18 protein-coding genes and 1 pseudogene are annotated in these 22,615 nt (G+C 39.9%); 15 read left to right on the top strand and 4 right to left on the bottom strand.

What is annotated here, in order from left to right; translation table 11 throughout:
- The first annotated feature begins 160 nt into the window (after positions 1-160).
- The 10 genes from FZC76_RS13050 to FZC76_RS13005 all read left to right on the top strand — a co-directional run bounded on the left by FZC76_RS13050 (position 161) and on the right by FZC76_RS13005 (position 12,339).
- Complete coding sequence (locus FZC76_RS13050) at positions 161-1,681, top strand: sugar ABC transporter ATP-binding protein (protein ID WP_148988621.1); 1,521 nt, start codon at positions 161-163, stop codon at positions 1,679-1,681.
- Positions 1,682-1,692: 11 nt separating this feature from the next.
- Positions 1,693-2,865, top strand: coding sequence for a sugar ABC transporter permease (locus FZC76_RS13045; protein ID WP_148988620.1), 1,173 nt, complete (start codon positions 1,693-1,695; stop codon positions 2,863-2,865).
- Positions 2,866-2,984: 119 nt separating this feature from the next.
- Positions 2,985-3,962 carry a sugar ABC transporter substrate-binding protein gene (locus tag FZC76_RS13040; protein ID WP_148988619.1) on the top strand — a complete coding sequence of 326 codons (978 nt, stop codon included), beginning with the start codon at positions 2,985-2,987 and terminating at the stop codon, positions 3,960-3,962.
- Entirely contained in the window at positions 3,959-5,413 is a 1,455-nt protein-coding gene (locus tag FZC76_RS13035; protein WP_148988618.1) for a sensor histidine kinase, read from the top strand. Before FZC76_RS13040 ends, FZC76_RS13035 begins: the two co-directional genes overlap by 4 nt.
- Complete coding sequence (locus tag FZC76_RS13030) at positions 5,410-6,951, top strand: response regulator (RefSeq protein ID WP_148988617.1); 1,542 nt, start codon at positions 5,410-5,412, stop codon at positions 6,949-6,951. Before FZC76_RS13035 ends, FZC76_RS13030 begins: the two co-directional genes overlap by 4 nt.
- Before the next feature lie 21 nt (positions 6,952-6,972).
- On the top strand, positions 6,973-8,073 hold the full coding sequence (locus tag FZC76_RS13025) for a sugar ABC transporter substrate-binding protein (RefSeq protein WP_148988616.1): 1,101 nt from the start codon (positions 6,973-6,975) through the stop codon (positions 8,071-8,073).
- Positions 8,074-8,289: 216 nt separating this feature from the next.
- Positions 8,290-9,240 (top strand): DMT family transporter, encoded by a 951-nt coding sequence (locus FZC76_RS13020; RefSeq protein ID WP_148988615.1) that lies wholly within the window; start codon positions 8,290-8,292, stop codon positions 9,238-9,240.
- A gap of 231 nt (positions 9,241-9,471) precedes the next feature.
- Entirely contained in the window at positions 9,472-10,509 is a 1,038-nt protein-coding gene (locus FZC76_RS13015) for a fatty acid desaturase (protein ID WP_148988614.1), read from the top strand.
- A 283-nt stretch (positions 10,510-10,792) separates the two neighbouring features.
- The gene (locus FZC76_RS13010; RefSeq protein WP_148988613.1) at positions 10,793-11,347 is read left to right on the top strand and encodes a hypothetical protein; all 555 of its coding nucleotides are present in this window, start codon (positions 10,793-10,795) and stop codon (positions 11,345-11,347) included.
- Between the two features lie 65 nt (positions 11,348-11,412).
- Positions 11,413-12,339, top strand: coding sequence for an HD domain-containing phosphohydrolase (locus tag FZC76_RS13005; RefSeq protein WP_148988612.1), 927 nt, complete (start codon positions 11,413-11,415; stop codon positions 12,337-12,339).
- A gap of 21 nt (positions 12,340-12,360) precedes the next feature.
- On the opposite strand, the gene FZC76_RS13000 is transcribed toward FZC76_RS13005, so the two are convergent.
- Genes FZC76_RS13000 through FZC76_RS12990 form a run of 3 tightly spaced genes read right to left on the bottom strand, consistent with a single transcriptional unit; the run spans position 12,361 to position 16,684 of the window.
- Positions 12,361-12,747 (bottom strand): carboxymuconolactone decarboxylase family protein, encoded by a 387-nt coding sequence (locus tag FZC76_RS13000; protein ID WP_262372589.1) that lies wholly within the window; start codon positions 12,745-12,747, stop codon positions 12,361-12,363.
- A gap of 2 nt (positions 12,748-12,749) precedes the next feature.
- Positions 12,750-14,417, bottom strand: a complete 1,668-nt coding sequence (locus tag FZC76_RS12995) for a thiamine pyrophosphate-binding protein (protein WP_262372588.1) — start codon at positions 14,415-14,417, stop codon at positions 12,750-12,752.
- A 17-nt stretch (positions 14,418-14,434) separates the two neighbouring features.
- On the bottom strand, positions 14,435-16,684 hold the full coding sequence (locus tag FZC76_RS12990) for an EAL domain-containing protein (RefSeq protein ID WP_148988611.1): 2,250 nt from the start codon (positions 16,682-16,684) through the stop codon (positions 14,435-14,437).
- 316 nt (positions 16,685-17,000) lie between these two features.
- On the opposite strand from FZC76_RS12990, the gene FZC76_RS12985 reads away from it, so the two are divergent.
- The 3 genes and pseudogenes from FZC76_RS12985 to FZC76_RS23480 form a co-directional block, all read left to right on the top strand.
- Positions 17,001-17,666 carry a type 1 glutamine amidotransferase domain-containing protein gene (locus FZC76_RS12985; protein ID WP_148988610.1) on the top strand — a complete coding sequence of 222 codons (666 nt, stop codon included), beginning with the start codon at positions 17,001-17,003 and terminating at the stop codon, positions 17,664-17,666.
- 47 nt (positions 17,667-17,713) lie between these two features.
- Entirely contained in the window at positions 17,714-18,001 is a 288-nt protein-coding gene (locus FZC76_RS12980) for a putative quinol monooxygenase (RefSeq protein ID WP_148988609.1), read from the top strand.
- Between the two features lie 76 nt (positions 18,002-18,077).
- A pseudogene (locus FZC76_RS23480) lies at positions 18,078-18,314 on the top strand (LysR family transcriptional regulator); the annotation flags it as partial.
- A gap of 435 nt (positions 18,315-18,749) precedes the next feature.
- Here FZC76_RS23480 and FZC76_RS12970 read toward each other — a convergent pair.
- The gene (locus tag FZC76_RS12970; RefSeq protein ID WP_148988607.1) at positions 18,750-20,450 is read right to left on the bottom strand and encodes a transglutaminase-like domain-containing protein; all 1,701 of its coding nucleotides are present in this window, start codon (positions 20,448-20,450) and stop codon (positions 18,750-18,752) included.
- Positions 20,451-20,655: 205 nt separating this feature from the next.
- Here FZC76_RS12970 and FZC76_RS12965 point away from each other — a divergent pair, with 205 nt between their 5' ends.
- The gene (locus FZC76_RS12965; RefSeq protein ID WP_148988606.1) at positions 20,656-21,657 is read left to right on the top strand and encodes a DUF1835 domain-containing protein; all 1,002 of its coding nucleotides are present in this window, start codon (positions 20,656-20,658) and stop codon (positions 21,655-21,657) included.
- Complete coding sequence (locus tag FZC76_RS12960; RefSeq protein WP_148988605.1) at positions 21,654-22,607, top strand: DUF4097 family beta strand repeat-containing protein; 954 nt, start codon at positions 21,654-21,656, stop codon at positions 22,605-22,607. The genes FZC76_RS12965 and FZC76_RS12960 overlap by 4 nt, the downstream gene beginning before the upstream one ends.
- The last annotated feature ends 8 nt before the right edge of the window (positions 22,608-22,615 follow it).

Here is a 22,615-nt window from a genome sequence, read left to right as displayed (position 1 = left end):
ACCCCTGAAGCGTTGTGAGGGAGGCTCAAGCATCGCCCCGCGGAAAGCGAACACCTGGAACGGAAATCTACAGGAGTTAAATTAGAAACCTAGCGAAATAGTGATGGCAACTTTATCACTATTTCGCCATTGTCATTGCTTTTGTTAAGGGGGGAAAAGGATGGGCAACTATATACTGGAGATGAACGATATCTCTAAAGAATTTACAGGAGTCAAAGCGCTGAGTAACGTGAATTTCAAAGTGGAAAAAGGCGAAATTCACTGCTTGATCGGGGAGAATGGAGCAGGAAAATCCACACTGATGAAGGTGCTGAGCGGAGTATATCCTTTTGGAACATACGATGGAGACATCGTATTTGAAGGGAATGTTCAGCAATTTAACAAAATCAGTGACAGTGTAAATACCGGCATCGCCATCATCTACCAAGAACTCGCATTGTTTCCAGATTTATCGGTATATGAAAACATTTTTGCAGGAAACGAAATGAAGTTTGGTGGAGTGATTGATTGGAACAGAACGATTGTCGAAGCAAAAAGGTTATTACGGAAAGTTAAGCTCGATGTTAACCCTGATACACTTGTAAAAGATTTAAGTGTCGGAAAACGCCAACTTGTAGAAATAGCTAAAGCTTTAAGTAAAGAAGTTAAGCTTCTCATTTTGGATGAACCGACGGCAGCACTTAACGAAGACGATAGTGAAAACTTGCTTGAACTATTAAAAGAACTAAAAAATCAAGGGATAACATGCATTATGATTTCCCATAAGCTGAAAGAAGTAATTAGCATCGCAGACAAAGCAACCGTCATTCGTGATGGCAAGACAATCTGTACGCTTGATGCAAAGGAAGAGGATATTACCGAAAGTGTCATTATCAAGAACATGGTAGGTAGAGAAATTGAAGATATTTACCCCAAAAGGACGAAGGAAGTAGCAGGAGAGAACATACTGGAACTTCATAACTGGTCGGCTTATGATCCGCAACTTGGAAGGCAGGTAATCAAAAACGTTAATCTTCACGTGAAGAAAGGAGAAATCGTAGGTATCGCTGGTCTTATGGGATCAGGTAGAACAGAGCTTGCCCTCAGTATTTTCGGAAATGCCAAATCCTACAAAATTCAAGGCGATATGATGTGGAATAACACTCCTACTACACTTAAGCATACTAGTGATGCAATCAAGGCAGGAATTGCTTATGTCACAGAGGATAGAAAAGATGATGGACTTTTCCTTTTACAGGATATAAAAAGCAATATCTCTGCGGCGAACTTAAAAGGAATAGCCTCTCAAGGTGTGATAAATGACAATGAGGAAATTAAGGTTGCAGAACAGTACAAACAATCTCTTCATATTAAAGCCTCCTCTTTAGAACAGCTTGTTGGAAACCTTAGTGGTGGCAACCAACAAAAGGTGTCTATTGGGAAGTGGCTATTTGTCGGACCCAAACTACTTATATTAGATGAACCAACACGCGGAATCGATGTTGGGGCGAAATTTGAAATTTATACCGTGATGAACAAGCTTATTGAGGAAGGCCTAAGTATCGTGATGATCTCATCCGAGCTTGGTGAGGTACTTGGCATGAGCGATAGAGTCTACGTCATGGCCCAAGGGGAAATAAAAGGGGAATTGGAAATAGAAGAAGCAGACCAAGAAAAAATTATGGAGCTTGCTACGCAATAGGGGGTATTACAATGAATGTTATACAAGAAGCCAGAACGCTTATACATGAAAACATCCGAGATTATGGGATGTATATCGCATTATTTGTTATTATATTAACTTTTACTTTTATGACAGAAGGATTGTTCATGTCATCCCGTAACATTAGTAATCTACTGGACTCCGCAGGTTATATTGCTGTGTTGGCAGTAGGGATGACGCTCGTTATCGTTATTCGCCATATCGATCTTTCTGTAGGATATGCGGCAGGATTCCTTGGGGCAATTGCAGCTATCTTGCTTACACAAGCAGGAGTATCTGTATGGGTAACGATTCCGGTTATTTTGCTATTGGGAGTTGCTGTTGGTCTATTTAACGGGGTACTTATTGCTCAGATTGGCATTCCATCTTTCGTTGCCACTCTTGCAGGAATGCTTATTTTCCGAGGTGCTTTGCTGCAAGTGACAGAGAAGACTGGTACCATCATCATTCAAGACGATACCTTTAACGCGATTGGTAATGGCTATATCCCTTCTCTAGTGGAATGGAATGGTTTGCACCTACTATCCCTTTTAGTTGGTTTGGTTGGTATTTTACTTTACATCTACAGTGAGATTTCGACCAGACGAAATAAAATCAAGTATGATTTTGAAGTCGTCTCTAAGCCGATTTTTGCACTGAAGTTATTCTTTGTTTCCGCCATAATAGGTTATATAACTTGGATTCTAGCAGGCTATAACGGATTTTCCTGGACCGTCATTATTATATTATTAGTAGTCGTTGTTTATCATTTCCTGACTACCAAAACAGTGCTTGGACGTCATATCTATGCTGTCGGGAGTAACCCGGAAGCTGCCCATTTGAGCGGGATTAATGTGAAAAAAATTACCTATATTGTTTTTGGATCCATGGGAATGCTGGCAGCTCTTTCTGGTATTCTATTTACAGCACGTTTGCAATCTGCAACAACAACTGCAGGTACTCTTTTTGAACTTGATGCCATTGCGGCTGCTTATGTGGGCGGTGTATCTTCTGCCGGAGGTGTTGGAAAAGTGACAGGCGCCATAATCGGTGCGGTTGTAATGGCTTCCCTGTCCAACGGAATGAATCTACTTGGCGTGGGTATCTCCTACCAATACATGATTCGTGGAGGAGTTCTTGCCGGAGCGGTAATCTTTGATGTCATGACACGTAAAAAAAGATAATGAAAATATAAATAACTGACAATCCCTGTTGAATCTGTTATTCAACAGGGATTGTACTATTTTCATTAGGTGCTATGATGAAATTAGCATACCTCAATTGAGGGAGGGGGATATCATTCTTGCGGAGAACAGGAATTCTAGCAATTTGTATCATTATCATTCTATTATGTCATCTTACTTTTTTATCCGCACAAAAAATCTTCCAATCCGATTGGCAACTACCTCAAGCACTAAGTTCTAGCAGAGAGGAACATCGTATAGTTCTTATTACGCAAGATATGGAGACGCCTTTCTGGGATAAAGTAAGTGAAGGTGCTAGAAAGCAGGCTGAACAAAGTGATGTGAGCCTTGAAGTATGGGGGAGCTATGGGAAGAATCGAGAAGACTTCCTAAAAGACATAGAAATTGCCATTCAGTCCAAAATGGATGGAATCATCATACAGGGGTTGGATTCAGAGGAATTCAAGGAATTGACGAAAGTGAAGGCCGGCTTCCATGGTATTCCGATTATTACGGTGGCAAATGATGTGCCAATGGAGGAAAGTATTCGACGGACTTATGTCGGTTCCGATCAGTATGAAGCAGGGAAAATGATTGCAAGACAGATATTGATCGATATGGGAAGAGTGGGGAATGTCGTCCTCATGTATGATCAGAACCAGGAATATTATCAAAAGCGACGCATGGAAGGAATTCAGGAAATTCTAAAATTTTATGATACTATCCATATGATTCATGCGATTACTGATGACACAAGAGAACAAGTCATTACCACCACACAAGATGTAATGAACAAAGAGCCAGATATTGACGCGTTCATCGCCATTAATGCCAATGTTGTCGGTGCGATGATTGGGGAGATAAGTAAGCGCTCCCAGGTAGAACCGTACCATATCTATTCTTTTGACGATGGAGCTGAGACATTGACCTTGTTAGCGGATGGAAAATTGGATGGGGTCATTGAACAATCACCAGAAGAAATGGGAAGAAAAAGTGTAAAGCTAATGAAGGAATGGTTGACCGGGGAAACTGTGCCGCTTAATAAAGATGGTTATTTGACAGATATCAGAATTAGGAAAGCAGCGGATATACAATGACGAGTATCCAAAAGAAAATTCTAGCCCTTACTACGGTAGTATTGGTGATTATGTCGACAATTTGGATAGCGCTTACATACTACAATCATAAAACCCATAAACAATATAACGATATTTTGCAACGATACTTGAGCATGAATGAAGTGACAAAAGCGAGTCAACAGCTTGTGACGGATTTGAACAACTATACCATTGATCCAACACAAGACAGCCTGGACAAGCTTGCGGCCAGCAAGGAACAGGTACAGCAAGCAAAATACGGCGTATATCATTTAAGAAACACAGAAAACGACTTTACCCTAACCAACTATATGAACCTGATTGATAGCTTAGTGGAAGCAACCGACAGGTCTATCCTGTTTCAGTCGGAAAATGATACCGAGGCGTCCGCACAGGAATTTGCAGAGGCCACTCGAATCACCACCTATATTTCCGAAATGACCCTAACGTTAATAGATACAGAATTGAATACATTTGATAGATTTTACAGGGGAATCATTGAACAATCCGGTGAAGTTATTAAGCTAGGAATTTGGAGCCTGCTGCTGATTACCTGTCTATTGCTTCTTGTCACCTACTGGTTCTCCCTTACGATCACACGTCCTGTCTTTCAACTGACAAAAGCGGCAAATGAATTATCTAAAGGGAATTTTGACCAGCAGGTAAAAATAGAAACCAATGATGAAATCGCCTTTTTGGCAAGGACTTTCGATCGAATGCGTATCAATATTAACAACCTGATATCGGAGATTAAGCAGAAGGCAGCGCTTGAGCGGGAGCTTCAGGAAAGTAGGCTTCTTTTACAAGAAAGCCAGTTTAGAAGCCTACAGAGTCAGATCAACCCGCACTTTCTTTTCAACACCTTAAATACCCTTTCGAAAAAAGCCTATTTAGAAGGATCAGAAGAGACGAGTGATCTTTTGGTGAGCGTTGCGGGAATTCTGCGTTACAACTTAAAACGGCAAGATCGCTCCGTAACACTTCATGATGAAATTCAAGTATTAAAACAATATATGGACATACAGAAGGCGCGCTTTACAGACCGGTTACAGTTGCATTGGGATATCGATGAATCATGCTTAGAATTGAAAATCCCAGCCCTGACTCTCCAGCCAATCATAGAGAATGCCGTCATTCATGCGGTGGAACCGAAGGAAGATGGAGGAAACATTTGGTTCCGAGTCAAAGTGGACGGTAGCCAGGTAGTAATAGAAATTGAGGATGATGGAATGGGGATGCCGGAACAAAAAATCCTTCAAATTTTGAACGAAGAATCACCTCTACCTACTGAAGGCCATTCAACAGGTATCGGCTTCAGTAATGTCGTAAAACGACTGCGACTGTTCTACGGCTATGACGATGTCATTGATATAAAAGGAATCCAAGGGAAAGGAACAAAGGTTATTTTGAAAATAAAACACTCAAATAATGAAAGGAGTCAAACTGGATGATCAAACTCCTCATTGTAGATGACGAACAAATTGAACGCGAAGGCATGCAAACCATTCTCGAAAGAAACTTCCCTGACTTACTAATCAAACAGGCCAAAAATGGAAAAATGGCAGTAGAAATGGCGGACGATTACACCCCTGACTTAATTCTGATGGACATCAAGATGCCTGGATTGAATGGGCTAGAAGCTGTCGAACAAATCAGCGCCAGGCATCCAAAAACAAAATTCATCATGGTCACCGCTTATGATACATTCGGATATGTCAAAGCGGCCATCAAACTTGGTGTCAAAGATTATATACTGAAGCCTAGTAAAATCAGCGAAATAAAATTGACAGTCGAAAAAGTACTGAAGCTGATCGAACAGGAGAAAATTCAGCAAACCAATAACATGCTCCAGGAAGCAGCCCTACAAAGGACATTGACTCTTGTTGAGACGGATGTCGTAACACAGCTGTTGTTCGACCACGTGCATGAAGTACATGTGGATATGTTAATGGAGATGCTTGATATACCTTCAACGAATGAGATGTTTGCCATGATCGTCCTATTGCCATCAGGATCTGAATCCAACTATTCCTTGATTAAAGAGAAAGTCAGGCAAAACAAAAGCGGATGGGTAGGAGCACTATATGGGAATCAACTACCAATAATCGTGTTCCGTCAGCCAGATAAGACCTTTCGTTCCCAAGCTAGTACACTTGCGCGAGATATTTTAGCTATTCCTAAAACAGGACAGCATACCGATTGGATTATTGGGATAGGGGAGGTTTGCAGCTCTCTTGATCAGGTTCGACAATCTTATCAGGACGCCCTCATGGCTACATTAGATACTAAAGCTATTACGAACTACCGTTTTTATGCTGATATCCATACAAATGTGGATGTCCGTTATAGTCATTTGAACAAAAGTGAGCAAAAGGAATTTGCTGATTTAATTCGACTTGGGCATTGGAATGATGTTCAAATGTATGTTATGAACATCCTCCAACGATATGAAAAAGAAGCGGCAAATTTATTGCATTCTCAGCAACGGATGCTAGAGATTCTTTGGATTACTTCGCGTGTACTAAATGAAATTGGAGTGGAAACTACCACGCCACTCTATTCGGTACAAACAACGCATTATCGTCAGCTTCGTTCCGAAACAAAGCAGCTCTTAGCAAAGATGAAACAATCTTATGATGACCACTACAACAACTTGGAGGCAGACACCATTCAGCAGATTAAGCAATACATCATGGACCATTCCCATCAAGATATATCGCTCGATACACTTGCTCAGAAAGTGGGTTTGAGCCCAATATATATTAGTAAAATGTTCAAGGAAAAGCAGGGCATCAATTATATCGACTTTCTTACAGAATGCAGGATGGAGAAAGCGAAACGGCTCATGAATGATTTGGAGAAGAGTATTAAAGAAATTACTTTTGAAGTTGGCTACCATGACCCTAATTACTTCAGCAAGGTATTTAAAAAAATGACCAATGTTTCACCGAAAGAGTATCGTAAAACATTGCTCCGAAATAAGGCTTAGAAAGCAGAGAGGATGGAGAAAATGGAGCTCGGAATACGTAGATTACTACCAATGTTTGTTACGCTGGCTCTGTTTTTTGTAGCCTCGGGATGTGAAAAGGCAGATAGGTCCCTTCCGCAGGACGTGGGAACGGTACAAAATATTTCCCTCATGCAGGACAAAGGGGTAACTTCTGAAGTGGAAAAAATAAAAATTGGTTTTTCTATGGACACCTTAGAAGAAGAAAGGTGGCTGAGAGACCGTGCTCTATTTAAGTCAGCAGTAGAAAGCCTAGGAGCGGAAGTGGAGATACTAGCAGCAAACGGAGATGACGCACTGCAGGTGTTACAGGCGGAAACCCTAATAAGCAATGGTGTCGATCTTCTTGTAATAGTCCCGCATAACGCAGAAGCAACAGCAACGATTGTTAAGAAAGCACACCTCGCTGGGATTAAGGTTCTTTCTTACGACAGACTAATAAAAAATGCAGAAATTGACCTTTACGTTTCTTTTGACAACGAACGGGTCGGGGAGCTGCAGGCAGAGGCAATTACAAAAATTGTCCCTAAAGGCAAATATGTTTATATTGGCGGAGCGGATACGGACAATAATGCTCACCTGTTTAAAAAGGGGGTCTTCAATGTCCTTCAGCCATTAATAGATAAAGGAGAAATCACCGTCGTTTATGACCAGTGGACCAAAAACTGGCTTCCGAGCAATGCTTACGCCAACATGAAGGAGGCGCTTATTGCAAATGGCGGGAAAGTAGACGCGGTGATAGCAGCAAACGATGCGACAGCGGGAATGTCAATTGAAGCTCTTGAGGAAGCGGGACTTGCTGGAAGCATTCCTGTAGCAGGACAGGATGCAGAGCTTTCAGCGGCTCAGCGGATTGTGGAAGGCACTCAAACGATGACGGTGTATAAACCGATACCCACTCTCGCCGAAGAAGCGGCGAGACTAGCAGTTGCTATGGCAAAAGGAGAGTTTATTGATACAGATCGCAAAGTTAACAATGGGAAAGTGGAAGTGCCATCTGTGTTGCTTCCTCCAATTGCCGTGAATAGGGCTAATATCGATGAAACGGTCATTGCAGATGGATTTCATTTGAAAGAAGATGTGTATCGGAATAAAAGGGAGTAATGAACAATAAAGGATTCGTCCCTCCATGCTTGATTAACCAGGATGGAAGGACGTAAGCTTTATTAAGTACTGATTTAAGAAGTCACTATAGATACAACAGGTGGAGGGCTGGGATGTTGTATTTATAACAATTTGTCTATTACGCATTGTCAAAGCTAAGAAAAGTATATAATGTACAAAAATATCTTTCATCGAAAGTCAGGTGCATTTCATTCAATGAAAGCAATTCTAATCGGGGTAGTAGCCTCTATGTTCTTTGCTGTCACTTTTATATTGAATCGTTCTATGGAGCTTTCAGGTGGAAGCTGGCTCTGGAGTTCTTCTCTGCGTTTCTTTTTTATGGTGCCTTTTTTGTTGTTGATTGTTTGGTTGAGGGGGAATCTTGGACCGCTATTCCTTGAAATGAGAAAGGCGCCATTTGCTTGGCTTCTTTGGAGTTTTACTGGTTTTGTCCTTTTCTACGGACCTATTACCTTTGCAGCTGCATATGGTCCGGGTTGGCTGGTTGCTGGAACGTGGCAACTCACCATCATCGCTGGTGTTCTTTTAGGACCTTTCTTCTATAAAATAGTCGAAGGTGTTAAGGTACGCGAACGTATTCCTATGCGGGGACTTTTCATTTCTATGGTTATTTTTGCTGGTGTCCTATTGATTCAGACACAACAAGGTAGTGGACTATCTGCATCTATGATTATCTATGGTATTCTTCCTGTTACAATTGCAGCTTTTGCCTATCCGCTTGGAAATAGGAAGATGATGGAGGTATGCGGAGGTAGGGTGGATACATTTCAACGAGTACTGGGTATGACTTTGGCTACAATCCCGGTCTGGTTAGTTGTTGCAGTAAGGGGATATATGACAGTTGGTTTACCTTCTGAGGAACAGGTTCTCCAGACATTTATTGTGGCCATCAGTTCAGGTGTTATCGCAACAACCCTGTTTTTTATCTCAACTGACATGGTGAGAGGCAGTCAGGAAAAACTAGCCGCAGTGGAGGCAACTCAATCGACGCAAGTTTTGTTTGTGTTGATTGGAGAGGTATTTCTTTTATCAACGTCAATGCCCAATGGGGTTGGACTGCTTGGGTTATTCATCATAATCATTGGAATGCTCTTGCATAGCTTCTATACGAAGAAAAGTTTAAAACCAAAACAACTTGCTGCTTGAAGAGTGATTTTCTAGATGGAATCACTCTTTTTTAATTTTTTTTATAAAATTTTTTCCATTTTTAAAAGGTGAAATCTCAAGTGTCCCAACGTATTTATAAGAGGTCTGACAATCCTTTACAAAATCTATATGACATTTGTCATACTCTACATATGACACCTGCTACTAACTAATTTTTTTATATTGGATATAATAAATTTTATCAAGTCAACAACGAAGGGATTTAATAAAATGTCAATTCAAAATGAGATGAAAAACCTTAAAAAACAAGTTGCTCCTTTCGAAAAATCACAAACTAAAAAGAGTATCTGGCAGTTGATCAATACGCTAACGCCATTTTTTCTGTTATGGTATCTCACTTATATAAGCCTATCCGTATCCTATTGGTTGGCGTTGGTACCAGCTATCTTTGCTGCAGGGTTCATGACACGTATTTTCATTATTTTCCATGATTGCACCCACCACTCTTTCTTCAAAAATCGAAAGTGGAACCGTGCAGTAGGGACCTTAACGGGAGTACTGACATTATTCCCATTTGATCAATGGGGACATGATCACTCCGTACACCATGCTACAAGTGGAAACTTGGACAAGCGCGGAGTTGGTGATATCTGGACACTGACTGTGGAAGAATATAAAGCAGCATCTTTTAAGACTCGGTTGTCTTATCGCCTATATCGGAATCCTTTGGTAATGTTCGGATTAGGACCAATTTACACCTTTCTGATTAGAAACCGTTTCAACCGAAAAGAAGCAAGACAAAAAGAACGCAATAACTTATATCTAACAAACGTACTAATTGTTGCAGTAGCAGTATTATTAAGCTTAGCAATTGGTTGGCAATCCTTTTTGATTGTACACGGCACCATCTTTATGATTGCGGGAAGTGTAGGAATATGGTTGTTTTATGTACAGCATACGTTTGAAGATTCCTATTTTGAAATGGATAAAGATTGGGAATATGTATTAGCAGCAGTTGAAGGAAGTTCTTACTACAAGCTGCCAAAAGTATTACAATTCTTAACAGGTAATATTGGTTACCACCATATTCACCATCTAAGTCCAAGAGTACCAAACTATGAATTGGAAAAGTGCCATCACAGCACACCACCACTTCAACATGTACCGACGATTACGCTGGCAACAAGTTTAAAATCATTGAAATTCCGTTTATGGGATGAAAAGAGCAAGAATTTTGTAACCTTCAGAGAAGCGAAAAAGATGGTACACAACACAGTATCTAGAACAGAGATGAAGCCAGAAGTTTAAAACATAGAAAACCAATCCCAGTTTATTGAAGGGATTGGTTTTTTTCATTCAAAAGCAATAAAGAGAGAGAAGGGTCCTATATAAAAATCTTTGTTAACCGATATAATGAGTAGGACATGTAAGAAAAAACAAAATATTACAAAAAAATATAGATTTAAGTATGTGTAACTTGTATAATTATGGTGATATATAGGAAAAAAGCACGAAATTACATAACGTTACTTCAGGAGAAAGTCACAGATCACACCGAGAGAATTATATTAAAATTTTGAGGGGGATTACAGTGAAGAGATTAGGTATGTTTGTTTTCTTTACCATTTTGTTTTTAGGAGTATCGTTAGGGTTATCATCAAATGCACAAGCAGCAAGTGATGCAGATGTGGAAAAAGCACTAGAAATAATTGAAGCAGCAAATATTGAGATGGATTTAATTATTGAAACGGGTGTACAAGATGCGGACGCTCTATGGGCTGTGTACCTGGAAGAATTAGCAGTATTAGAAGGCGAATTAACAGAGTTAAACACTGAATTAGAAGAGCTAGAGACAGCATTGGTAAACTCCACAGACAGCGTGCAGCAAGCTGAACTTGGAGAAGCACTTGCAGCTCTGCAAGCAGAAAAAGGATTATTAGAGGAGCATATCGCTCAAAGAACGACTCAATTCGACCAAGAGGTTGATGCAATTATCAGCTACGTATTTGATATTACATTGCAAATGACACAGGATACCATTGATGAAGTGGCAGAATACGGTGTCGTAGCGGAGTGCTTCTGGAAGTATGTTAGATTTGCTGACCGTTGGGCTTGGATTGATCCTGTGCGAGTTGTAGAGGTTTAAGGTGGTAAAACAGGAGAGCGAATCAGAATTAGACTCGTTCTTATAAGGTGAAGGTGAGTGAGGAAATGGCTTTTAAGATTGGCAAGAAAGGTACTAGCTTAGAAAAAGTTACATTCGATAACTATGACATGAGCCTTCTTGCTAAGGGAAATGGTGCAGAGGTTATATTGCAAACTATTGAGAGGGGCAATATCTTCTACGTCTATCCGAGCGAAAATGAAGGTGTAATGGAATTCTTTTATATTCTTGAAGGAGAAATTCTGTGCGAGGTAGATGGTCAGAAAATTAATTTAGGTCCCAAAGATTACTTTACTGCTACTGATATTGAAGTTCCCATCCATTTTACAGCTTTGTCAGAAGTAACTTATATTTGGGTAATCACAGAAGCAATATTCCATGAATTAAGTACAAGTGTTAAAGCTTTGAAAGAAGTAGTACATAAAGTAGAAAGTAGAGATGTATATACTTTTGATCATAGCAAAAGAGTTGCAAAATATTCAGTGAAAATAGCCAAAAAGCTTAAGCTATCTACAGATAGACTCGAGAATCTTTTTGTAGCTTCTATTCTTCATGATATTGGAAAGATAAACATCCCATCCGAAGTTTTAAACAAACCTGCTAAACTTACGGAACAGGAATTTTCCTTAATAAAAAAGCATCCTGAAGACGGAGCAGAAATGGTAAAAGACTTGTACTATGGTGAGACTATAGCAACCATCATCGAACAGCACCATGAACGTTTAAACGGCAGAGGATATCCAAAAGGCTTACAAGGAGAAGAGATAGTACTAGAAGCACGCATCATTGCAGTCAGTGATACCTTTGATGCAATGACAGAAGATCGCGCATATCGTGGTGCTTTCACTCCTGAATATGCCGTAGACGAACTCCAAAGGCTCTCTCCATCCCAATATGATTCAGAAGTAGTTAATGCCCTTATTGAAGTTCTTCAAGAAGAAGGAAAACTAAAAGAAACAAGCCCTAAAGCATAATCTCGTGCTTTAGGGCTTTTCTTATTTATTTGCTTTCTCGGCTTCGTCGGCAAATATGACACTTGCTACTTTCATTGCTTGTACAGCTTTTGGGAAACCTGCATATCCAGAGCATTGAATGATGACTTCTTTTATTTGCTGTTCTGTTAGACCTACACGCAGCGAGGCTCTGATATGCACATCCAGCTGTTCGAACGCTCCTTGTGTAATCAGAGAACTTAGTGTGACCAGTTCTCTTTCAGCCAAGTTGAGTCCTTCGCGAGGGTAAAGCTCTCCGTATCCGAATCCAACAATCATTTCCCAAAAGTCAGGGGAAATTTCTTTCATTTTCTTCATTCCTTCTAGTGCTTCAGCAGGGAACATTTTTTCAAGTGTTTCTATTCCTAGTTCAAATCGATTCTTTTCCAATTTTACTGCCTCCCCATGGTAGGTGGTATTTCATCAGGGTCAACGATGACTTCGATGACGACTGGCGTTTTTTTAGTTTCTACAATTTTTAAACCTAGTACAATGGCGTTTTTTAAATCTAGCGGATTGTAGCATTTATATGATTCAAGGCCCATTGAATTTGCAAAGGCCGCAACGTCGAGTGGAGAGCTGTAGATAGCTCCGATTGATTTTCCGTTCATTTTCTTCATGCCTTTTTCCACCATATCCAGCCTACCATTATTCAATACAATAAATAGGACAGGAGATTGGTAGTTTAATGCAGTGGAAATTTCCGTTCCATGCATGAACATGCATCCGTCTCCCACAAGACACACAATTGGCTTGTTCGGGGCAGCTATTTTTGCTCCAATTGAATAGCCAATTCCATGACCCATAGCACCGAATATATCATCAAAAATAAAACTGCCTGGCTGAAAAATGTCAAAATGCTTGATTCCGTAAAAGGTGTGGCTACCATCGTCTCCAAATACGATACTGTCTTCAGGAAGTTCATTGCGCATTACTTTTATCGCTGATTCAGCAGACATGTATTCAGAAGCTTTATTAAATGGTACATCATTAAGTTGCTTTGGTTGCATAAACTGCGAGCTATCGGTGGTTTTCACTCCTGCAAGACCTAATAAATGTTGAAGATTGGAACGGATATCCCCCATCACCGGTGTAGTTGGCACCTTAATGCTTTTTCCGATGAAAGTGGAATCATAGTCAAAATGTATCAAATGGTTAGGATACATATCCGGTGTAAATCCTGCAGTGGACATATCGCTTAATTTCGATCCAATAACGATGAGTAAATCTATACCGGAACGCAGGTAGTCGGATGCTCCTTTTGTTCCTCCCAATCCAAAAGCTCCAAGTGATAGGCTATGGTTGGAAATAAACGCACCTTTTCCTCCCGGGGTAGTCATAACGGGTATTTTCCAATGTTCAGCTAAGAGCTGGATTTCCCGATATGCTTTGCTAGAATGAACCCCTTTTCCTAAGAAGAGCAAAGGTCTTGTTGCATGTTGAAGTTCCATCTTCACTCTATCGAGGTTGGTGGAAATCATTTCTATAGGATTTGGTAAGTCTAGTTCAAACGGTTCCATCTCTTCAAGCAAAATATCAAAAGGAATGGACAGGTGTACTGGGCCTTTTACGCCTGAGAATGCCTTTTCTAAAGCATGTTGGAGTAATGGTTGTAGCATATCCCCACGTTCCACTCTGGCACTGAACTTAGTGACATGCCGGAACATTTCAACAAGATCAGTGCCAAATATAGACGAATCCTGTCCCATTCCTTTGCCAGTGTCCTTCATGGAAGGATGTCCAGTAATAATTAATACAGGAATATGTGATGCTTTTGCTTGTCCAGCAGCCGTTAATAGATTCGTTCCTCCAGGTCCGGAAGTCCCAATAGCAACCCCTATTTTTCCGCTCATAAAAGAGTAGCCTGCAGCTGCAAAGCCCGCTCCTGTTTCATGCTTACATAATACAAATTCAATACCTTCTTTATCAGATGCGTAAATGATGGGTGATATAGCCTTTCCTGGAATTCCAAATATATGTTGGACTTCCCACTTTTTAAATAGTTTCGCCAAGATGGCAGCAGCAGTATCCATTTTCAACATTGTAGCAGAAGTATTCATTTGTAATTTCGATCCCCTTATACGTATATTTTCTCTATCTCTTTTAATAGCATCGGGTGTAATTGTTCGAATTGTTCTACTGAGATTGGCTTACTAAAAAGATAGCCTTGAATGGTGTCGCAATCATATTTCTTTAAAAAGTCTAGTTGATCAATCGTCTCGACGCCCTCGGCAATAACGCGCAAACCAAGGTTGTGAGCGAGCGTAATAATGGCTTTTACGATATTTACATCATGATTATCCTTCAATACATCCCTTACAAAGGAACGGTCAATTTTCAGATAGTCAATTGGAAAACTTTTGAGATAGCTTAAAGAACTGTAGCCTGTCCCAAAGTCATCAATACTGATATAAACACCCAGGTCCTTTAATTGCTGAAGCACTTTCAAAGAATAATCAAAATCCATTGCCATAGATTCAGTGATTTCTACTACTAAATATTGCGGATCAAGGCCTGTACGGTCTAGTACACCTTGCACATGGCTTACAAGGTTTACTTTGAAAAATTGTTGGGTGGAGAGATTAACAGCCACTTTAAATGGGGTCATGCCGGCATCTATCCATTTTTTGTTCTGTGCGCAAGCTGCTTCAATTACCCATTCCCCAATATTAGTGATTAGTCCAGTTTCTTCGGCTAGGTCAATAAACTTATCTGGATAGATTAAACCAAGGGTAGGATGATTCCATCTGATTAATGCTTCTACACCTATCATATCTCCAGTTTTGTTGCAGATTTGTGGCTGGTAATGAAGGACAAACTCATTTCGTTCCAACGCTTTACGTAAATCGGTTTCCAGTTGTAATTCTTCTATTGAATTATGCAACATGTCAGACGCATACATTACATAGCGGTTCTTTCCTTGTGATTTTGCTTTATACATTGCATTATCGGCATAAACCATGAAATCTTCAAGTGTAATGGAATTGTTTGGGTAAATTGCCACACCAATACTGACAGTGGTATGAAACTCATGGGAGTTCACGGTAAATGGCTCCTTAAATTGCTCTAATACATTATTTGCCATTTTCGTAACATATTGTTCAGACTCAAAATCTCGCAATAAGAAAATAAATTCATCTCCACCCATACGTGCAAGCGTATCCTTTTCACCGAGGCACCCAACCAAACGGTTTGTCACCTCAGCTAGCAAGAGGTCACCATTGGAATGACCGAACGTATCGTTAATGATCTTAAATCGATCTAGGTCAAGGAAAAGAATGGCCATCTTTGTCTCTTTTCCTAATCGATTGTCTTGGATAAGAGATTCAATTTCCTTTTGTATGTAGCGTCTGTTTGGAAGATCTGTCAGGTCATCATGGTATGCCAGATAGTTAAATTTTTCTTCTATAAAATAACGATCCGTAATATCACGGAATTGACCGAAGGCACCGACCAATTTCTCTTCTTCATAAATTGGTTGTGCGTCAAAAAGACAGACTACCGGGTCTCCATTTGGGTTATTAAACTTTATCTCAACATTCTCGTATTTTTTCTGATTTTCAATCACTTCTTTAAAATATTTACCTGTCAGTTCAGACTCGAAGATGGTCCGTCCAATCACAGACTCCCTTGTGCGATTGGATATTTTTTGAGCAAACTCATTGAATTCCGTTGTGACGCCTTTTTCATCTGTAATTACAATTCCATTTCTCGTCCTACTCAACATAATTTGGTTCATGATATTTAGTTTTCTATTTTGTTTTCTTAGCAAAAGCTCGCGTTCGATAGAATCCACCACTTGAGACAGCATCGTTAAGAAGAGTGGGTTCTCAAATTGAATTGGCATCATTATACACACGCTGCCAAGTAAATCATCATCATCTGTATAATGTAATGCCGCACCGTAACAGGCAATCTGATGGAAAGCTTTGTGATAATGATGATCTCCAATCAGACTGATGGGATGATTTTGTTGCAAAGCTAAGCTAATCACATTAGTACCAGTATCTTCTTGAGTAAATTGACTTCCCTTTTTAATACCAAACCGTTCAATTGTGGATCTAATCATTTCGTCCCCGTCAATCTCCAGTAAGAATCCCTCAGCATCAGAGATTACGACAAGGATTGGTGTTCCTTTTAACGAATTTAGTAATTTATTAGAAAAAAAACTAACAACAGATAAAATTTCTCCATAAGCCCGTCGCTTTTCTGTCAACTCTTCCCTTGTCATAAATTTTTTCGGACTTGGAATCTCTTCTGGGTCCATACCGCTCTCCAAACACCTTCTTTTAGAAGTAGCAATAAAGTACGGTTCTTTTTCACTCATTTTCCAACACCTCAAATAATTAACAGTTACGTATAATTTCATATTAAGTGTATTAAGGATAGATAGCAAAGGATAATTTACACAAATCGACATAAATTGTCGACTAGGTATTTAGAATTAGGTATTTGAGACTAGTATTCTAGTGATGAGACGAAGAGTGTAAATAATATAAATGGGTAATGTAAAAAGGAGAGGAGAGTGTAAAACTATAAATATATTTATATATGAATTAAAATTATCTAATTTGTATTATAGATAATCAGGGACTACAATGAAAACTGTAAGAAATGAAAACAACTTTTAGGAGGAATAATAAATGACTAAACATATATTAATGGTAGTAACTACTGCAGATAAAATGAAAGACGGACACGAAACAGGCCTATGGCTTTCTGAATTCGGCGAGGCGTATGTGGAGTTTGCTAATAAAGGTTACGAGTTAACAGTTGCAAGTCCACTAGGGGGGAAAGCTCCTGTGGATGCTAGAAGTTTAGAAGGTGGAGAAACACCTCAAGAAATTTTAGATACAGCTCAATATCTAGAAAATACGATTAAATTAGAGGACATTACGGATATTTCAAAATTTGATGCCATCTTCTTACCTGGTGGTCATGGTACGATGTTTGACTTGCCTGATAACGAGAAATTACACCAAGTAATCCGCGACCTTTATGAAGCGGACAAACTGGTTGCAGCTGTGTGCCATGGTCCAGCAGGGCTTGTGGGAGTGAAATTAACAGATGGAACTCCACTTGTAGCAGGTAAAACAGTAACAGCTTTCACGGACGATGAGGAAAGAGAAACAACATTGGACAAGTACATGCCATTCCTATTGGAAGCACGCTTACGCGAATTAGGAGCGGAAGTTATTGTAGCAGATAACTGGACAGATCACATGCAAGCGGACGGAAACCTAATTACAGGTCAAAACCCGCAGTCCACGATCAGCGTGGCTAAAGAAGTAGTAAAACAACTAGGCTAAACACTTTTATTCTGCAGCATGCACTATAATTTGGAAGAGGTGTTTGTATGAAACCTATTACAATAAACGCTATTATGACGGCCAAACCAGGTAAAGAAGATGACCTGTTTCAAGAGATGCAAAGAATGGTGGCGCCATCGCGTGCAGAAAAAGGCTGCGAGGAATACTCCTTGCACCAATCCGTCGAGCAAGAAGGTGTATTTGTTTTCTATGAAACTTGGCAGGATGAAGAGGCTTTGAAGGAACATATTGAAACAGAACATTATCAAAACTACCGTAGTAAAATAGAAAGTTTAGTGGAAAAACGGGAAGTATATAGACTAACAAAGGTCTAAAATTATATATAAAAAAGCACCGTGCTTCTTAGTGTGAAGTGCGGTGCTTATTTATATGACGAGGGATGCAAATAGTGTGAGTGATTTTGAAAGGTATCGCAGTTTTATTAGTGTATACAAACATGGGTCATTATCTGCAGCAACCAAGGCGAGAATTCTTACCCATCCGGCAATGAGCCAGCACTTTGCTGCATTGGAAGCGGAGCTGGAAGAGCCTCTTTTTGTCCGTGCCCCTAGAAAAATGATTCCCACAGAAAAAGGGAAAGAGCTGTATACAAAAATTGTTCTGTTGAATGAGAAACTAGAGAGTACCAAGGTGTCTCAATACCCGAAGCTCAGTAAAAAAGCGTTCAACAGTCTAATAGAAGCCGTCTATACGACCGAAGGGTCAACATCAAGCGTTCAACAGTCTAATAGAAGCCGTCTATACGACCGAAGGGTCAACATCAAGCGTTCAACAGTCTAATAGAAGCCGTCTATACGACCGAAGGGTCAACATCAAGCGTTCAACAGTCTAATAGAAGCCGTCTATACGACCGAAGGGTCAACATCAAGCAKTCAACAGTCTAATAGAAGCCGTCTATACGACCGAAGCCTCATCATCAGGGCTTCCTAAGTCCAATAGATACCATATTATACTAAATAAAGATCTCATCTAGCATTAGGGCATCCTAAAAATCCCGATACAAAAAAACGGTCACATAGATTTCCTCTATGTGACCACCTAAAAAAAATAATCCGAAAGCTATTAATACCTAACCCCAGTCCGCGTATGCGTCTTCTGAAACTCTTCCGGATTCGGGTCAAAATAGTCCTCATTATAAGCAGCTACAAATTTATCATCACGATTGATATAACCAGAACCCCATGTAGGGTCCATTTCCACCCACTCGCCGTCCAACTTCGCCTCGACCCATGCATGGTTCCCCGGCCATGGAGAGCCAGCACGTCCTTCTACATACCTAGCCTCGACCCCGCTTGCTCGCAATATAGCAATTGCAAGGTAAGCATAATCTTGGCACACGCCTGTCATGGAATCCAAGGTTTTTAGTGCACTATCGTCCCACTTGAATTCATTGTTTCTATACTTTTGCACATCATAGCTAACGTTCTTTGCGACATATTCATAAACAGCTTTTGCCTTGTCGCGATCAGAATCCTTACCGGCGGTCAGCTCTTCAGCAAGCTTGATAATCTCAGGCGCAACAGACTGGACACCTCGGGAAGGCAATAGATCCCGTTTATCTTCAGCGGAAGCGGTCACTTGAAATTTAGCAAAACCATAATAACGGAAAAAATCACTATTTTCCTCTTTGATTTCTGGCACACTTAGTGTTACTTCATACTCACCTGGCCCGAAACGCAAATAGAAGGAACCGTCAAACTCATAGTTTTCCACAGGGATTACATCAAGTGCCTCATCTCCGCCTTTTTTCGTACTAACGTAAATGTGAGTCGTCTCGGGTCCAAACTCGGCTTCTGGATCAATTTTACCTTTTACTGAATAGGTACCTTCCGTCTCGTCCCCTCCAAATTGGGGAGATTCGAGTGTCACACCGCGCTCCTTATAAGCAGAATAATATTCTAAAGGCTGCATCACTCGTTCAGAGGCATTGTCTATATATAGGGTAGAAGCAAGTTGATAGTAGTCTTCCCGTTCACCGTCTGGTACTAAGACTTCCAATTGGTACATTCCTTTTCCATAGAAAAGTGGAATATCTGTGGAAAACTGTCCATTTTCAATAGTCACCATATGCTTCCAGATATCAGAGTCCTTTTTCAACTGAAGCATTATAGTTTCTTTGTCAGAGAGTGCAGATGCTTTTCCCCCGAAAGAGAATAACTCGTTTTCCTTTAAGTAACCTGATTCTACATCGAATTGAAGGCCCGCCTCATGCCCAAAAGGAGTTAAGGAAATATCATAGGTTGATTCCGAATTGACATTATGGACGGTGAAACTTGCAGTATCGTAGTAATAATTTTCTCTTTCAGTGTCTGGAAGCTGAACGGTGACCTTATATTCACCCTCGCCATTAAAAAAAGAAATATTCTCTTTAAACTCCCCATCTTTCATTGGTGTGTAATATTCGACCTGATTACCAGTAGGACCTTCCCCGACAGAGCGCACCTTAATCCAAACGTACTCGCCTTTTAGATCAGCATGCTTTTCAACGGTACCGATAATCTCTATTTGGCCGTTTGCACTGAATTCCTTATACTCAGGTGCATGGAAAGTTGCATTCACTTCTTCGGCAAAAGAAGATAGCTCAAGTTTTTCAAGCTCCAACCCCGCATTCTTTTTATCCACAAGTTGTTCATACTTGCCTTTCTGTACTTCTTGCTCAGCAGGCTGATTTTCCTCCACACTTGTATCTTTATCCGAACAGGCAGAGAGAATTAAACTGCCGCTCACTAACAATGCGGTCATGTATCGGCTTTTAACTGCCATTGTATCCTCCTCGGGACGGGTTTTTCTCGTCCAGTTAAGTTGTATCTTATACATACGTATGTACAAACTATAAAGTTTCTGATGCTATCTTACTATTAAAGTGGAAAACTTTGAATAAAAATTGCAGAACAATGAAGTGGTAGAATTAGCCATTTGAAGATGGTATAGTTAGGCTATAGGTAAAATATTCCTTGGGGGTCGGACTATGCTAGAAGATTTAAAAAAAAATATACATCAACTTTCCGAAAAAGATGCAAAAACTTGTCTCTACTTAACCTTGCTTCGTTTGAATCAATTAACAAAAATTGATTTTCCAAAAGAAGAAATTTTAGAAGAGATTCAAAATATAGTAGAAACAATTGATCACCAGCCTCCTCCTCGAACAGATTATAACACCATACATATTGCAGGGAGCGAATCTACTGCAGGATCCCTTAGGGTCGGCTTAGAGGGGAACCATAAGGTGATCGGTTTCTGGGAAATGTTCGATATTGGCCCGTTATGGAATCCGTCTGCCAGACAAGAGTGGCTCCAAGATCATATAAATATTTTTGATGAATTGTTAGAGGATGAGTTTAGTAGAAAATTTAAACAAGCGACCGAAGAATTAAACCAAATTCCCCCACATATTCCTGTAGTTCTGTGGACAGCTGATAACGCCCATGAACAAATTTTTCATCGATACATTCTTCACCACTTGCGTAATAGTGAAAATGAAGTGGTTCTTATCAATGCAACCAAAGTGTATCAACATCTTTCTTTTTCCAACCGATTCAAGCCTGCTTATTCCGGTGAGATCATGCCGGAAATGTTGAAAGATATATATGAAAAAGAACGGAGAAACCCTTTGTCATCAAATGCTAGAAATCGATTATCAGAAGAGTGGCTTCATTTAAAACAAACAAAGCACCTGCTTCGTATTTGGAAGAACGGGGAGATCCTAGGGGTTCGTGAAGATTATATAGATGAAGAATTACTTTATTGTGCACAAAAGGTCCAAAAGGATTTTTCCGAAAGTGAATTTGTGAAGGCAGCACGTATTATCGGGGAAATTTACGGCCAGTTAGAAGGGAGATTCAATACTGCATTTTTAGAATATCGTCTTCGAACTCTAGTCTATCAAGGGTTTTTCACATTAAAAGGAATTCCGAAATCTATGCGTCATTATAGTGTTAGGGTGAAAAATAGGGAGGGGGAAAATGCATGAAAAAAGTATTATCGTTTTTGTTTGTGCTCATTCTTTTAGCGATTGGAGCTACAGTAGTTTTTGGTCAATTTAAAGAAACGTTTAGTTTTAATTTTAATACTACTTCTATTGAACAAGAAGAAACAGTGAGCGGCAGTGAAGCAAAAAATATAGAAATCCGTACCACATCCGCGGATATCAAGGTGGTTTCTGTGGATAGGGAAGACATTTATGCAAAGTTAGCAGGAGATGTTAGTGAAAAAAATAAGGACAAATATAAATTAAAAGTAAAGGAAGTCGATGGAAACATACATATTGAAGTACAACAACCTAAAATGGAATTTCAATTTGGTACTAACATCTCCAGACTGAAACTTGAAGTGGAAGTGCCGGAAAAAACATATACAGAGTTATCCACTTATTCCACATCAAGTGATATTCAAATTTCAGGTATGCAAGTGGGTTCTTTAAAAACAGAACTAACTTCGGGGGATATATTAGTAGAAGGCGTTAAGATAACAGATAGCTATTCTATTGAATTGACGAGTGGTGATGTGCGCATCGAGAACACCGAAGCTAAGGCGATAGCCATTGCTGGAACAAGCGGTGACATCACCTTCAAGGAAGTTCTTGCGGATGTTCAAGTGGATACCACATCCGGTGATATTAATGTTTGGGGTGTACAAGGAAATGTCGACGTCGAGACTACATCAGGAGACATCGATATAGAAAATAAAAAGGTAACAGGTAATATCGAGGTAGAGGTAACGAGCGGAGATGTAAGAGTCAAGTACGACGAAACACCTACCTCTCTAGCAGTTGACTTCAAAGGGCAATCAGGAAAAGGGACTGTATATTTAGAGGGAATGCAATATGAGGAGAAAAGTGAGAAGGAAATAGCCGGAAAGATTGGAGAAGGAGAATATGTACTTAAGGTGCGCACGACTTCTGGTGATTTTAGATTAAATTAAAAAAACGA

This window comes from Sutcliffiella horikoshii (assembly GCF_008180725.1).
In the GTDB taxonomy this organism is placed as follows: domain Bacteria; phylum Bacillota; class Bacilli; order Bacillales; family Bacillaceae_I; genus Sutcliffiella_A; species Sutcliffiella_A horikoshii_B.
This window is presented reverse-complemented; position numbering and strand designations above follow the sequence as displayed.

What these genes read in the sequence shown, in the direction of transcription:
- FZC76_RS12995 (WP_262372588.1), bottom strand. Translation starts at nt 14,417, where the DNA reads ATGAATACTTCTGCTACAATGTTGAAAATGGATACTGCTGCTGCCATC.
- FZC76_RS12985 (WP_148988610.1), top strand. Translation starts at nt 17,001, where the DNA reads ATGACTAAACATATATTAATGGTAGTAACTACTGCAGATAAAATGAAA.
- FZC76_RS12965 (WP_148988606.1), top strand. Translation starts at nt 20,656, where the DNA reads ATGCTAGAAGATTTAAAAAAAAATATACATCAACTTTCCGAAAAAGAT.
- FZC76_RS12970 (WP_148988607.1), bottom strand. Translation starts at nt 20,450, where the DNA reads ATGGCAGTTAAAAGCCGATACATGACCGCATTGTTAGTGAGCGGCAGT.
- FZC76_RS13035 (WP_148988618.1), top strand. Translation starts at nt 3,959, where the DNA reads ATGACGAGTATCCAAAAGAAAATTCTAGCCCTTACTACGGTAGTATTG.
- FZC76_RS13005 (WP_148988612.1), top strand. Translation starts at nt 11,413, where the DNA reads ATGGCTTTTAAGATTGGCAAGAAAGGTACTAGCTTAGAAAAAGTTACA.
- FZC76_RS12980 (WP_148988609.1), top strand. Translation starts at nt 17,714, where the DNA reads ATGAAACCTATTACAATAAACGCTATTATGACGGCCAAACCAGGTAAA.
- FZC76_RS13050 (WP_148988621.1), top strand. Translation starts at nt 161, where the DNA reads ATGGGCAACTATATACTGGAGATGAACGATATCTCTAAAGAATTTACA.
- FZC76_RS13025 (WP_148988616.1), top strand. Translation starts at nt 6,973, where the DNA reads ATGGAGCTCGGAATACGTAGATTACTACCAATGTTTGTTACGCTGGCT.
- FZC76_RS13045 (WP_148988620.1), top strand. Translation starts at nt 1,693, where the DNA reads ATGAATGTTATACAAGAAGCCAGAACGCTTATACATGAAAACATCCGA.
- FZC76_RS13015 (WP_148988614.1), top strand. Translation starts at nt 9,472, where the DNA reads ATGTCAATTCAAAATGAGATGAAAAACCTTAAAAAACAAGTTGCTCCT.
- FZC76_RS12960 (WP_148988605.1), top strand. Translation starts at nt 21,654, where the DNA reads ATGAAAAAAGTATTATCGTTTTTGTTTGTGCTCATTCTTTTAGCGATT.
- FZC76_RS12990 (WP_148988611.1), bottom strand. Translation starts at nt 16,684, where the DNA reads ATGAGTGAAAAAGAACCGTACTTTATTGCTACTTCTAAAAGAAGGTGT.
- FZC76_RS13030 (WP_148988617.1), top strand. Translation starts at nt 5,410, where the DNA reads ATGATCAAACTCCTCATTGTAGATGACGAACAAATTGAACGCGAAGGC.
- FZC76_RS13020 (WP_148988615.1), top strand. Translation starts at nt 8,290, where the DNA reads ATGAAAGCAATTCTAATCGGGGTAGTAGCCTCTATGTTCTTTGCTGTC.